The following is a 14216-nucleotide window of genomic DNA, read 5'->3' as shown; positions in this document are numbered from 1 at the left end:
GTGCGCACGCCCGGTCAGGACGTGCCGAGCTCGCTGTCGATGAAGTCGAAGAGCTCGTCGACGCTGGCCGATCTCAGGCGCTCGGCCACCTCCGGCAGCTCGCCCGCCCCGGCGGCGGGGGCCTCCCTGACGTGCGTCAGCAGGCTTTCCAGGCGTGCCATGACGGCGGCACGCAGCTCGTCGTCCGGGGTCAGGCCCACGATGCCGTGCTGGATCCGCTCCAGCTCGGTCAGCAGCGCGGACGGCGGGGGCTCCGCGGGCGCCTGGGCCAGACCCAGCTCGGCGCGCAGGTGCCCGGCCACCGCCGCCGGCGTCGGATGGTCGAACACCAGCGTGGCGCGCAGGCGCAGCCCGGTCGCCGCGCTGAGCCGGTTGCGCAGCTCGACCGCGGTCAGCGAGTCGAACCCGAGCCTCTTGAAGCTCTGCCCGGCGTCGACCTCGCTCGCGGCGCCGTGCGCCAGCACCGTGGCGGTGTGCTCGCGCACCAGGTCGAGCAGGGCCCGTTCCCGGCCCGCTTCGGACATGCGGGCCAGGCGCGCGTCCAGCGGGGCCTCGTCGGAGGCGGTGGCGGCCACGGCGGCCCGCCGCGCCCGGACGGGGCGGACGATCCCGCGCAACAGCGGCGGCACCCGGCCCTGCGCCCGCAGCGCCTCGGCGTCCAGCCGCAGCGGCACCAGCACGGCCTCGCCCGCCCCGGCCGCCGCGTCGAACAGCGCCAGGCCGTCCGGCGTGGACAGCGGGGCCAGCCCGGAGCGGGTCATCCTGCTCAGGTCGGCGGCGGCGAGCCCGCCGGTCATGCCGCCGGGCTGCTGCCACAGTCCCCAGGCCAGCGACACGGCCGGCAGGCCGCGGGCGCGCCGGTGCTGGGCGAGGGCGTCCAGGAGCACGTTGGCCGCCGCGTAGTTCGCCTGGCCCGGCAGGCCGAGGGTTCCGGCGGCCGAGGAGTACAGCACGAACATCGACAGGTCCATGCCGCCGGTCAGTTCGTGCAGGTGCAGCGCGGCGTCGGCCTTCGGCCGCAGCACGCGGTCGAGCTGCCCGGGGCGCAACGCCTCGATGACGCCGTCGTCCAGCAGGCCGGCCGCGTGCACCACCCCGGTGAGCGGATGCTCCGCCGGGACGGACGCCAGCACGGCGGCGAGCGCCTCGCGGTCGCCCGCGTCGCAGGCTGCCAGGGTGACCGTCGCGCCGAGCGCGGTCAGCTCCGCCGCGAGCGCGGCGGCGCCGGGCGTGTCGGGCCCGCGCCTGCCGGTCAGCAGCAGGTGACGCGCACCGTGCCGGGTCACCAGGTGGCGGGCGAGCATGCCGCCAAGTGCGCCGGCGCCGCCGGTGATCAGGATCGTGCCCGCGGGGTCGGGCGGCGCGGGCAGGGTGAGCACCACCTTGCCGATCTGCCTGGCCTGGCTGACGAACCGGAAAGCCGTGCGCGCCCGCGACAGCTCCCACGCGCGCACCGGCACGGGCTGGAGCGCGCCCCGGGCGAACAGCTCCATCAGCTCGGCCAGCATGTCCCCGACGAGGCCGGGGTCGGCTGCCAGCAGGTCGAGCACGCGGTAGTCCACCCCGGGACGGGTCGCCCGGACGTCCTCGGCGGCGCGCACGTCGGTCTTGCCGATCTCCACGAAGCGGCCGCCGGGGTGGAGCAGGCGAAGCGAGGCGTCGACGAACTCCCCGGCCAGCGAGTTCAGCACCACGTCGACCGCGCCGAACCGGTGCTCGAACTCGCGGGTCCGCGAGGAGGCGAGGTGCGCGTCGTCGATGCCCCGGGCGCGCAGCGCGTCCCACTTGCCGGGGCTCGCGGTGGCGAAGACCTCGGCGCCCCAGTGCTTGGCCAGCTCGACGGCGGCGAGGCCCACGCCGCCGGCGGCCGCGTGGACGAGCACCCGCTCGCCCGCACGGAGCCCGGCGTCGTGCCGGAGCGCGTGGTAGGCGGTGAGGAACACGACCGGCACCGAGGCGGCCTGGGCGAACGACCACCCCTGCGGGATCTTGGTCACCAGCCGCCGGTCGGCGACCGCGACCGGGCCGAACGCGCCGCGGAACAGGCCCATGACCCGGTCTCCCGGCGCGAGGCCGGTCACGCCGGGCCCGATGTCGAGCACGACTCCGGCGCCCTCGCACCCCATCTCCCCCGCCTCGGGGTACATGTCGAGGGCGATCAGCACGTCGCGGAAGTTCACGCCCGCGGCGCGCATCGAGACGCGCACCTGCCCGGGGCCCGGGGGCGCGCTCGCCTCGGGGCTGTCGATCGGCGCGAGGTTCTCCAGCGTGCCGCGCTCGGTGACGTCCAGCCGCCACGCCGCGGCACCCGCGGGCGGGGCCGGGGTGTCCGGCGCGGTGAACCTGGCCAGCCTCGGCGCCCGCGGCCGGCCCGCCCGGATGGCGAGCTGCGGCTCGCCTGCGGCCAGCGCGGCCGGCAGCGCCGCGACGGACGCCTCCAGGCCGTCCAGGTCGACCAGCACGAACCGGCCGGGATGCTCCGACTGCGCCGACCGCACCATGCCCCAGGCCGCGGCGCCCGCCAGGCCGCCGGGGTCCGGGGAGGGCTCGGGGGCGTCGGCCGACTCCGCGAAGACGGCGCCGCGCGTGAGCAGCACCAGCGTGGACGCGGCGAACCGCTCCCCGGCCAGCCACTCCTGGAGCAGCTCCAGCACCCGCCCGGCCACGTCCCGCGCCCCTTCGGCGGTGGCCTCCCCGGCGAAGCAGGCCAGCACCACCTCGGGCACCACCCGCCCCCCGGCACCGAGCCCGGCCAGATCCGGGGACGTGACCAGCCCCACCCCGGCGGCGCCAGGCACTCCCGGATCAGAAGACGCACCCAAACCCGACCCACCCGCACCGAAGCCAGCCGGATCAGGGGACGCGACCGAACCCGACCCACCCGCACCGAAGCCAGCCGGATCAGGGGACGCGACCGAACCCGACCCACCGGCGGCGAGGCCGGTCGGGTCGGGGGACGGGGCGAGGCCTGTGGCGAGCGCGAACTCGTCGGGGCCGACGATCGCCCACGAGCGTGGGGCGGTGGGTTCCTCCGGGACGGGGACCTCGGTCCAGTCCAGGCGGAACAGCGCGTCCGACGGGCCGGGAGGCGCGGTGGGAAGGGCGGCGGGGCGCAGGGCCAGGGACTCCACCGAGGCCACCGGGCGGCCGGTGGCGTCGGCCAGGCGCAGGGAGACCGCGCCGTCGCCGTCGGGCGCGATGCGCGCCCGCAGCGTCGTGGCGCCGGTGGCCCGCAGCGAGACGCCGCGCCAGGCGAACGGCAGGCGGCATCCCGGGCCGTCCGCGACGGCGGGGTGCAGGGCGGCGTCCAGCAGCGCGGGATGCAGCCCGAACCGGCCCGCCTCGGGCGCGAGCTCCGGGGGCAGCGCCACCTCGGCGAAGATCTCCGAGCCGCGTCGCCACCAGGAGCGCAGCCCGCGGAACGCGGGCCCGTACCGGTAGCCGAGGTCGGCCCAGCGGGTGTAGTCGCCGTCCCACTCCTCGGCCACCGCGCCGGGCGGCGGCCAGACGCTCAGCTCGAACGACTCCTCTTCTCCGGACGTGAGCACGCCGCTCGCGTGCCTGGTCCAGGCCGTCCCGCCCGAGCCACCGGAACCGCCCGAGCCACCAAGACCGGACGAGCCATCAAGACCGCCTGAGCCACCAGGACCGGCCGAGCCACCGGGGCCGTCCGTGAGCCGGGCGTGCACGGCGAGGTCGCGGCAGCCGGACGCGTCTTGCTCGCCCACGGTGACCCGGATCGCCACCCCGCCGCGCGGCGGCAGGGCCAGCGGCGCCTCCAGGGTCAGCTCGGCCACCCGGTCGCAGCCCACCTCGTCGCCGGCGCGCAGCGCCAGTTCCACCAGGGCCGTGCCCGGCAGCAGGACGGTGTCGAGCACCCCGTGGTCGGCCAGCCACGGCTGGGCCCGCAGGGACAGCTCGCCGGTGAGCACCACGCCGCCGGACTCCGGCAGCTCCACCACCGCGCCCAGCAGCGGATGCCCGGCCGCGCTGAGCCCGGCCGCGCCGATGCCCGCGGAGCCCGGGACGGACGCCGGCTCGAACCAGTAGCGCCGCCGCCGGAACGGGTACGTGGGCAGGTCCACCGGCCGGGCGCCGGGCAGGACGGCCTGCCAGTCGACCGGCACCCCCCGGACGTACACCTCGGCCGCGGAGGTCAGGAACCGCTCCAGGCCGCCCTCGCCGCGGCGCAGCGACCCCACGGCCGCCACGTCGCCGGCGGTGTCCTGGATGGCCATGGTCAGCGTCGGATGCGGGCTGACCTCCACGAAGACGGTGTGGCCCCGCTCGGCCAGCACCGTGGCGGTGTCGGCGAACCGGACCGGCCGGCGAAGGTTGCGGTACCAGTACCCGCCGTCCATGCCGGCGGTGTCGAACGGGCCGGCGGTCACCGTCGAGTAGAAGGGGATCCGCGAAGTGCGGGGCGTGAGCCCGGTCAGCAGGCCGTCGAGGTCGTCCTTGATCCACTCCACCTGCGCGGTGTGCGACGCGTAGTCCACCGCGATCCGGCGGGCGCGCACGCCCTCGGCCTCGCACTCCGCGACCAGCTCGTCCAGCGCCTCTGGCTCGCCGGCGACGACCACCGACTCCGGGCCGTTCACGGCGGCCACCGAGACGCGGCCGTCCCACCGCCGCAGCCGGTCGGCCATTTCCTTCTCGGGAAGCGAGACCGACACCATGCCGCCCCTGCCGGACAGCGCGCGCACCGCCTTGGAGCGCAGGGCGACGACCTTCGCCGCGTCCGCCAGGCTGAGCGCGCCGGCGACGCAGGCGGCCGCGATCTCGCCCTGCGAGTGCCCGACCACCGCGGCGGGCTCCACCCCCAGCGAGCGCCACAGGGCCGACAGCGACACGTTCATCGCGAACAGCGCGGGCTGCACCACGTCGACCCGCTCCAGCGCGGTGGCGTCCCGCAGCACCTGTAGCAGGTCCCAGTCGACATGCGGCGCGAGCGCGCCGGCGCAGGCGCGCATGGACTCGGCGAACACCGGCGACGCCTCCAGCAGGCCCGCCGCCATCCCCGCCCACTGCGAACCCTGCCCGGGGAACACGAACACCACCCGCGGCGTCTCCCCGGCGGTGCCGCGCACCACGCCGGGCGCCGGGCGCCCTTCGGCCAGCGCGGCCAGCCCTCGCCGCAGGGCGGGCAGGCCGTCCCCGACGACGACGCCCCGGTGCGGCAACCCGGCCCGCGCGGCGGCCAGCGAGAACCCGACATCCGCCGCGCCGGGCGCGCCCTCGGCGTCCATCAGGGACGCCAGGCGGCCGGCCAGCTCCCGCAGCGCCTCCTCGTCCCCGGCCGACAGCACCCACGGCACCACGGCCCCGGCGGCCTCACCGTCCGAGACCCGCCCACCGGACGCCTGCCCGAGCGGCCCGGCGGCCTCGCCGTTCGGAACCTGCCCACCGGACGCGCGCCCGAGCGGATCGGCGGCCTCACCATTCGGAACCCGCCCGTCAGACGCGCGCCCGAGCGGGTCGGCGGGCTCGCCGTCCGAGACCCGCCCACCGGACGTCTGCCCGAGCGGCCCGGCGGCCTCACCGTTCGGAACCCGCCCACCGGGCGCGCGCCCGACCGGGTCGGCGGGCTCGCCGTTCGGGGCGTGGTCGGCGGGGGCCTGTTCGAGGATCAGGTGGGCGTTCGTGCCGCTTATGCCGAAGGACGACACCCCGGCGCGCCGGGGACGCCCGGTCCGGGGCCACTCGCGGGGCTCGGTGACCAGCTCGACCGCGCCGGCCGACCAGTCCACCCGGGGGGTCGGCTCTTCGACGTGCAGGGTCTTGGGGACCATGCCGTGGCGCAGGGCCAGCACCGTCTTGATCACGCCGGCGACGCCGGCGGCGGCCTGGGCGTGGCCGATGTTGGACTTCAGCGATCCCAGCAGCAGCGGACGGTCGCGGTCGCGGCCGTAGGCGGCCAGCAGCGCGTCGGCCTCGATGGGGTCGCCGAGGCCGGTGCCGGTGCCGTGCGCCTCCACCACGTCGACGTCCGCGGCGGTCAGGCCGGCGCCGGCCAGCGCGCGGCCGATCAGCCGTTCCTGCGCGACCCCGTTCGGGGCGGTCAGCCCGTTCGAGGCGCCGTCCTGGTTCACCGCGCTGCCGCGCACCACGGCCAGCACCCGGTGGCCGTTCCGCCGGGCGTCCGACAGCCGTTCGAGCACGACCATCCCGGCGCCCTCGGCCCACGCGGTGCCGTCGGCGGACGCCGAGAACGCCTTGCACCGGCCGTCCGGGGACAGGCCGCGCTGCCGGCTGAACTCCACGAACATGCCGGGGTTCGCCATCACGGCGACGCCGCCCGCCAGCGCCAGCGCGCACTCGCCCTGGCGCAGAGCCTGGGCGGCCAGGTGCAGGGCCACCAGCGACGACGAGCAGGCGGTGTCCACGGTGACCGCGGGCCCCTGCAGGCCGAGCGTGTAGGCGACGCGGCCGGACACGACGCTGACCGTGCTGCCGGTCAGCCGGTAGCCGTCGTAGCCGTCCTCGGCCGCGCGCAGGCTGGGGCCGTACTCCTGTGCCATCGCCCCGGCGAACACGCCCACGTTCGCGCCCTTCTGGCGCGCCGGGTCGATCCCGGCGCGCTCCAGCGCCTCCCACGAGGTCTCCAGCAGCAGGCGCTGCTGCGGGTCCATCGCGGTCGCCTCGCGCGGGCTGATGCCGAACAGCTCCGCGTCGAACCGGTCCGCGTCGTGCAGGAAACCGCCGTGGCGGACGTAGGTCGTCCCGGGCCGGTCGGGGTCGGGGTGGTGAAGACGGTCCAGGTCCCAGCCGCGGTCGGCCGGGAACTCCGAGATCGCGTCCGTGCCGTCCGACAGCAGCCGCCACAGGTCCTCGGGCGAGGCCACCCCGCCGGGCAGGCGGCACGCCATGCCCACGATCACGATCGGGTCGTCGCCGCCCGCCTCGGGCGAACCGGGCGAACCGGGCGAGCCCGTCCCCGGTCCGGCGTCCCCGGCGCCGGACAGTGCGGCGCTCAGGTGGCGGACCAGCTCGTCCGGGGTCGGGTGGTTGAACAGCAGGCCGGAGGGCAGCCGCATCCCGGTCGCCGCGCTCAGCCGGTTGCTCAGCTCCACCGACGACAGCGAGGTGAAGCCCAGCTCCCTGAACGTCAGGCCCGGGTCCACCGCGGCCGGCGTGAGGTGCCCCAGGACGATCGCCACGTTCGTGCGGACGATCTCCCGCAGCGCCGCCTCGGCCTCGTGCGCGGGCAGCCCGGCCAGCGCGGGCGCGTCAGCGAGCCCGTCCGCCTCGGCGTCGTGCCCCGACGGCGTCCCGGCGTCCGCGGCCTCCCCCGCGGGCGGGTGGAGCCGCGGCCGGGCCGTGCCGTCGGCGGCGTCCAGCCAGTGCCGGGCGCGCTGGAAGGCGTAGTGGGGCAGGCTGATCCGCCGCGCGCCGGTGCCGGCGTACACGGCGTCCCAGTCGACGACGCCGCCCCCGGCGTGCAGCTCGCCGAGGGAGGTCAGGAACCGGCCGAGCCCGCCGTCGCCGCGGCGCAGCGAGCCGACCACGACGGCGCGGTGCTCGGCCGCGTGCTCGATGGTCTCCTGCACGGCCGGGAGCAGCACCGGGTGCGGGCTGCACTCGACGAACAGGGCGTGGCCGTCGCGCACCAGCGCACGGGTCGCCCGGTCCAGCTCGACGGTCTGGCGCAGGTTGCGATACCAGTGCCCGGCGTCCAGCCCGGCCGTGTCCAGCACGTCACCGGTCACCGTGGAGTAGAACGGCACCGGGGCCGGCCGCGGCTCCACCTCGGCCAGCACGTCCAGCAGCCGCTCGCGGATCGGCTCGACGCCGTCGCAGTGCGAGGCGTAGTCGACCGCGACCCGGCGCGCGTCGACGCCCTCGGCGGCCAGCGACGCGAGCAGCTCGTCCATGGCGGCGGGGACGCCGGACACCGTCACCGACGACGGCCCGTTCACGGCCGCGATCCACAGCGAACCGGCCCAGCGGTCCGTCCGCCGCCGCACCTCCCCGGCCGGCAGCCGGACGGACGCCATCGCGCCGCTGCCGGCCAGCGTGACCAGCGCCCGGCTGCGCAGCGTCACCACACGCGCGGCGTCCTCCAGGGAGAGCGCGCCGCAGACGTGGGCCGCGGCGATCTCGCCCTGGCTGTGGCCGACGACGGCGGACGGCTCCACGCCGTACGACCGCCACAGCCGCGCGAGCGACACCATCATCGCGAACAGCACCGGCTGGACCACGTCCACGCGGTCGGTGCCGGGCGCGCCCGGCGCCGACCGCAGCACGTCGCGCAGCGACCAGTCGACGTACGGCGCGAAGGCGGCCTCGCACGCTTCGATCTGCTCGGCGAACGCCGGGGCGGTGTCGAGGAGGGCGACGCCCATGCCCGCCCACTGCGCCCCCTGCCCGGGGAACACGAACACCGTCTTGCCCGCGACGGCGCCGGACCCGAGCACGACCCCGTCGGCGGCGGCGCCGGCGGCGAGCGTCTCCAGCCGTCGCGTCAGCTCGGCGCGGTCGGCCCCGACGACCACCGCCCGGTGGCGGAACGCCGTGCGGGTGGTGCCCAGGGACAGGCCGACGTCGGCCGCGTCCAGCCCGGGCTTGTCGGCCAGGTGCGACAGCAGGCGCGCGGCCTGCGCGCGCAGCGCCTGCGGCGTGCCGCCCGACACCGGCCAGGCCAGCGCCTTCGGCGCGGAGCGCGAGACCGGCCGGGGGGCGGGGGCGGGGCGCTCGCACAGCACCAGGTGGCAGTTCGTGCCGCCCATGCCGAACGAGCTCACGCCCGCCACCAGGGGACGGTCCGGTTCGGGCCACCCGGTCAGCTCGGTCTGGACCCGCAGGCGCAGGTCGGCCAGCGGGATGCCGGGGTTGGGCGTCTCGAAGTTCAGGCTGGGCGGCAGCTGGCGGTGCCGCAGGCTCAGCGCCACCTTGAGCAGGCCGGCGATGCCCGCGGCGCCCTCCAGGTGGCCGATGTTCGTCTTCACCGAGCCCACCAGCAGCGCGGAGCCCGCCGGGCGCAGACAGCCCAGGGATGAGCCGAGCGCGGCGGCCTCGATCGGGTCGCCCACCTTCGTGCCGGTGCCGTGCAGCTCCACGTACCGCACGTCCAGGGGGTCGACTCCGGAGCGCCGGTAGGCCGCGGCGATGACCTCCTCCTGCGCCGACCGGCTGGGCACGGTCAGCCCGGCGTCCGTGCCGTCACCGTCGCCGTCGTTGTTGACCGCGCCGCCGGCGATGAGGCAGTAGATCTCGTCCCCGCCGGCGAGGGCGGCCGACAGCGGCTTGAGCACCACGGCCCCGCCGCCCTCACCGCGCACGTAGCCGTTGGCGCGGGCGTCGAAGGTGTAGCAGCGGCCGTCCGGCGACAGGCCGCCGAACCGCACCGCGCCGAGCGTGGTCTCGGCCAGGATATTCAGGTTCACGCCGCCGGCGATGGCGACCGCGCAGTCGCCGCGCCGCAGGGCCTCGGCGGCGAGGTGGACGGCGACCAGCGACGAGGACTGGGCGGCGTCCACGGTCATGCTCGGGCCCCGCAGCCCCAGCGCGTGCGAGATCCGGTTCGCGATGATGGCGCGGCGCGACCCGGTCATGGTGTGCTGGTCGACGGCGCCGGGGCCGAGGCGGTCCTGCAGCAGGGCGTAGTCGTCACCCATCACGCCGACGAACACCCCGACCTGGCCGCCCGCGAGGGCGGCCGGCACGATGCGCGCGTCCTCCAGCGCCTCCCAGCTCAGCTCCAGCATGAGCCGCTGCTGCGGGTCCATCGCCGCGGCCTCGCGGGGGGAGACGCGGAAGAATCCCGCGTCGAACCGGTCGACCGCGTCGAGGAACCCGCCGAAACGGTGGGGCAGCGAGCCGCCGGGCCACCGGTCCTCCGGGGCCTCGGCGACCGCGTTCACCCCGTCCCGCAGCAACCGCCAGAAGTGCGCGGCGTCCGGCGCCTTCGGCAGCCGGCACGACAGCCCGACCACGGCGATCGGCTCGCCGTCCGCCTCAGCGCCCTCGCTCGGCCGGGTGGGCGCACCCCTCAGTGGATCCACGTCACCGAGGGCCGGATGTCGAGCAGGGCGCGACTGTAGTCCTCGAAGATGATCGGGGCGTTCAGGCTGTTGTGCCGGCTGCCGACGTTCAGGTCGCGCCAGTACCGCTGCAGGGGGTTCGACAGCGCGAAGCCGCTGGCGCCCGCGACGTCGAGCAGCTTGTCGACGCCCTCCCTCGCCCGGCCCAGGGCCGACGCCATGTGGGCCCTGACCCGGCTCCGCTCCACCCAGGGCACCGGGGCGGCGGGGTCGATCCCGTCGAGCGCCTCCCCCGCGTGCAGCATGTGCAGCACGGCGGTGTCGATCAGGTGGGCCGCCTCGGCGAACCGGAGCTGCACCGCCGGGGAGTCCGCCGATGAGGTGTAGGTGGTGAAGGTGATCGGCCTGCCCTTGGCGAGGATCTCGCGCGTCGTGTCCAGCGCCCCCTGGGCGGCGCCCACGAGCGCGGCCAGCGACTGCAGGCTTCCCTTGATGACGTCGGTGCCCCGGTCGTCCTCGCCGGGCTGGTTCTCGCCGGACAGGTCGTAGACCAGCGTCCGGTAGTCGGGGATGAACAGGTCCGTCGCGACGATGGTGTGGGTGCCGGTGCCGGACATGCCGGCGCAGCTCCACGTCTTCTCGACGGTCACCTGGTCGATCGGCACCAGGCCGAACATCAGCGCGCCCGGCTGCTCGCCGTCGAAAACGAAGACCGGCCCCATGAACACCCAGTCGGAGAACTCGCTGCCCGAGCTCCAGGGGAAGCGTCCGGAGATGGTGTGGCCGCCGTCGACCCGGACGGCCTTCGCGCCGCTCAGGTTGGAGGTGGACAGCACCAGCACGTCGGGGTTGCCGGCGTACATGTCGTCGAGCGCGGCCTCGGGGAAGGTGAGCGTGAAGCTGGTCGACGCGGCGTCGTTGGCGACGATCCAGCCGGTCGAGGCGCATCCCCGGCCCACCTCGAAGATGATCTTCAGCAGGTCGGGCAGGCTGAGGTCGTGTCCCCCGTACCTGACCGGGGTGGTGAGCCGGAACAGGCCGGCCTTGCGCAGCGCTTCCAGGTTGTCGGCCACGGGACGCATGTCGCGTTCGGTCTGCGGGGCGTTGGCGCGCAGCAGCGGGACGAGCTCGCGAGCACGGTCCAGCAGCTCCTTCGCGTCGTCCGGCCGCCCGATGGTGCCGCCCGACTCCCCGGGCATGACTACGGTCACAGGTCCTCCTCCGTCAGAGCGCGCACTCGCGTAGCCCTCGCCCGCCAGTAAACGCCGCAGATCCCCTGGTGCCTTGCTTCGTGGTGACAAATCCGGGCGGCCGGTCTGGTTCCCCGGACCAGGCCGCCCGGACCGTGGATCAGACGACCTGCCGGAAGCCGTGCCGCTCGGCCAGCTCGGCGATCTCGCGCACCCGCGCGCCGGTGAGGGGGCCGCCGGCGTGGCCGGAGCCGGCCAGCGCGAGGACGACGGCCTCGACGGCGGCGGCGGACATCCGCCCCTCCCCGAGGGACCCTCGCGCCCCCGGCGGCATGCCCGCGCCGTCCGGGGCGCTCAGCACGCCGCCCAGGACGAACCGCAGGTCGTCGCGGAGCGCCCGGAGGCCGGGCGAGAGGGCGCCGGACCCGGCGACGTCGCAGACCACCGTGCCGTCGGCGAGGTGCTCACCGGTGAGGACGGGGCCCAGGCCCGGGGCCGCGGAGACCACCAGCTCGGCCTCCCGCACCGCGAAGGGGTCGTCGGTCAGGACGACGAACGGGTCGCCGCCGTACCGCTCTTCGAGGTACGCGGCGATCAGCTCGCCGCTGGGGACGCTCGCGTCGCGCTTCTCCCGCATCCACTCGTCGATCAGCGGCTCCTTGGACAGCAGCGCCGGGATGCCGGCGACCGCGCCGCCCTCGGCGATCAGGGACCACGCGTCCTGGTAGACGCGGTGGGCCGTCGCCCGGAGCCGCCCGGCCGAGCCGTCGCGGCCGCTGCCCAGCAGGATGATCTTGGATACCCGTTCCGCGCCGAGCGCGGCGCAGACGGATCCGACGCGCCCGCCGCCGCCGGCGACGGCCAGCGTCAGCCCGTCCAGGCCGCCGAAGCGCTCGCGCGCCGCGGACTCCAGCGCGTTCATGGCGGACGCGACGGTGAGCGCGGTTCCGGAGGTGAGCGTGATCCGCGGCACCCGCAGCGCGGCGCCGTGGCCGCTCAGCGCCCCGATGGCGAAGCCGAGCCCGGCGACCTCGCAGCCGTCCTCCCTGGCCGCGAGGACCCGGGCCTGGATGTCGGGCAGGACGGCTCCGGCCTGTCCCGCGGCGAGGTAGCCGTTCATCTGCCCGGCGGTGGCCAGCAGCGGGTAGACGGTGAGGTCCACCGACGCGCCCTCGGAGGTGTCGACCCGCACCGCCGGGAGCGGCGTCGTCGCCTTGAGCGGCTCGTGCCTGCGGACGTACGCCTCCAGGTCGTCGTCGCCGAGCTCCGCCAGCGACGGGTCCAGCTCGCGCAGCAGCCCTGGCTCCGTCAGGTAGGTGACGAACGCGGCCTTGCGCGCGGGCGGGCCCGCCTGCTCGGCCCGGCCGCCGTCGGCCGGCGCCTGCGCGGCGGCCCGGAACTCCCTGATCTCGGCGCGCGGCTTCACCGACCCCGGCCGGGTCAGCGGGTGCACCAGGTGCAGGGCGTCGGAGGCGCGCAGGATCAGGCACAGCTGCTCGACGCCCCTCTCCAGCCGCTCGATGTCGTCGTCCGAGATGAGGATCGACGGCTCGATGCGCAGCACCCCCGGGTCGCTCGCGGTCGGCCCGATGCGGATGCCGTGGACGTGCAGCAGGTAGCTGGCCAGCGTGTAGCTGAGGGTGCCCGAGCGGGCCTTGTCCCTGACGATCGCCGACGGGGCGGCGCTCTGGTCGGCGAACTCCAGCCCGATGAGCAGCCCCCTGCCGCGGACCTCCTTGATGACGTCCGGGAACCTGGCGGCCAGCCCGTTCAGCACGCCGATGATCCGCTCGCCGCGCTCGGCGGCGACCCGGTAGGCCTGCCCCCCGTCGGCTTCGAGAAGGCGCAGCGTGGCGAGCGCGACGGCGGTGGAGAACCCGTCCTTGGCGAAGGTCGAGCTGTGCATCAGCCCGAACTCCGGGCGGTAGAGGGAGTCGCGCACCAGCGTCGCGGACACCTTCGCGACGCCGCCGCCCAGCGACTTGCCGAGGGTGTAGTAGTCGCCGCGCAGCCCGATGTGCGAGCCGGCGAAGAAGGCGCCCGTCCGGCCCATGCCGCTCTGGATCTCGTCCACGATGATCGGGCAGGAGATCTCGTCGCAGATCCGCCGCAGGTGCCGCGCGTAGTCCTCGGTGAGCGGGCGGATGCCGCCCTCGCCCTGGATCGGCTCGACCAGGAAGCCGGCGAAGATCGGGAAGTCCCGTTCGACGACCCGCACCCTGCCGTCCACCACCGCGACGTCGAACACGGTGGCGCGCTCCTCGGCGACGATCCGCTCGACCGCCTCCGGGTCGCCGGCCGGCACGAACTTGACGGCCGGGCCGAGGGTCTGGAACGCCGCCCGGTAGAGCGGGTTGTGCGTGAACTGCACGGCGCCGGTGAGCTTGCCGTGGAAGGCGCCCTCCAGGGCGAAGAAGACCGGCGGGCGGGCCAGGTGCGCGAGGTTGCCCCCGGCCAGCGCGGTCAGCGACGCCACCAGGGCCTCGACGTCGGCCGGCGGCTCGTGGCCGCCGGGCATCGTGTCCGGCAGCTCCGCCTCCCCGCCGCCGACGGCGGCGACCGCGGCGCCGATGTTCCACTCGATCTCCTCGAACAGCGCCTTCACCCGCAGCAGCCGGTCGAGCTCGGCGTGCTTGAGCGCGACCTCGATCGCCTCGGCCCCGCTGTTGGCGTAGGTGACGGCGTAACGCTCGACCCCGGGGAACTCCCGGCGCAGGACGTCGTTCAGCAGGCCGCTGAGCTCGTCGGCGGCGGCGGCAACGGAGAGCTGCGCGTGCACCGGCGAGTCGGCGTCCAGGAACTCCTTGGCCCGGGCCACGATCTCCGGAGGGTTGTGGCCGAGCAGCAGCGCGCCCCACCCGCCCACCAGGTCGAGGGCCGCCACCTCGGCGCCGTTCTCGTCCCGGTGGTACAGGGTGCCGCCCTTGGCGCGGGTGTAGACGACGTCCATCCTGCTGACGGCCAGCAGCGCGGTCAGGAACCAGTCGGAGTAGGGGGTCGGCGTGGTCATCGGGGACTCCTCGGATCGGTGGGAGGGGCGCGG

The 14216-nt window shown here is 76.0% G+C and carries 3 protein-coding genes; all 3 read right to left on the bottom strand.

Annotated features, from left to right (window positions below; genetic code table 11):
* Positions 1-14 precede the first annotated feature (14 nt).
* The 3 genes from PYR91_RS35675 to PYR91_RS35665 all read right to left on the bottom strand — a co-directional run bounded on the left by PYR91_RS35675 (position 15) and on the right by PYR91_RS35665 (position 14183).
* Positions 15-10004, bottom strand: a complete 9990-nt coding sequence (locus PYR91_RS35675) for a type I polyketide synthase (RefSeq protein ID WP_279787326.1) — start codon at positions 10002-10004, stop codon at positions 15-17.
* Positions 9992-11194, bottom strand: coding sequence for an acyl-CoA dehydrogenase family protein (locus tag PYR91_RS35670; protein WP_279787325.1), 1203 nt, complete (start codon positions 11192-11194; stop codon positions 9992-9994). Before PYR91_RS35670 ends, PYR91_RS35675 begins: the two co-directional genes overlap by 13 nt.
* Positions 11195-11333: 139 nt before the next feature.
* Complete coding sequence (locus PYR91_RS35665) at positions 11334-14183, bottom strand: aminotransferase class III-fold pyridoxal phosphate-dependent enzyme (protein ID WP_279787323.1); 2850 nt, start codon at positions 14181-14183, stop codon at positions 11334-11336.
* Between the last annotated feature and the right edge of the window lie 33 nt (positions 14184-14216).

This window comes from Sphaerisporangium sp. TRM90804 (assembly GCF_029846175.1).
Taxonomy (GTDB): domain Bacteria; phylum Actinomycetota; class Actinomycetes; order Streptosporangiales; family Streptosporangiaceae; genus Sphaerisporangium.
Note: the sequence above shows the minus strand (reverse complement) of the source record. Positions and strands in the feature narration are given on the sequence as shown.

Excerpts from the sequence above, each read along its gene's own strand:
- PYR91_RS35665 (WP_279787323.1), bottom strand. The coding sequence starts at position 14,183 with ATGACCACGCCGACCCCCTACTCCGACTGGTTCCTGACCGCGCTGCTG.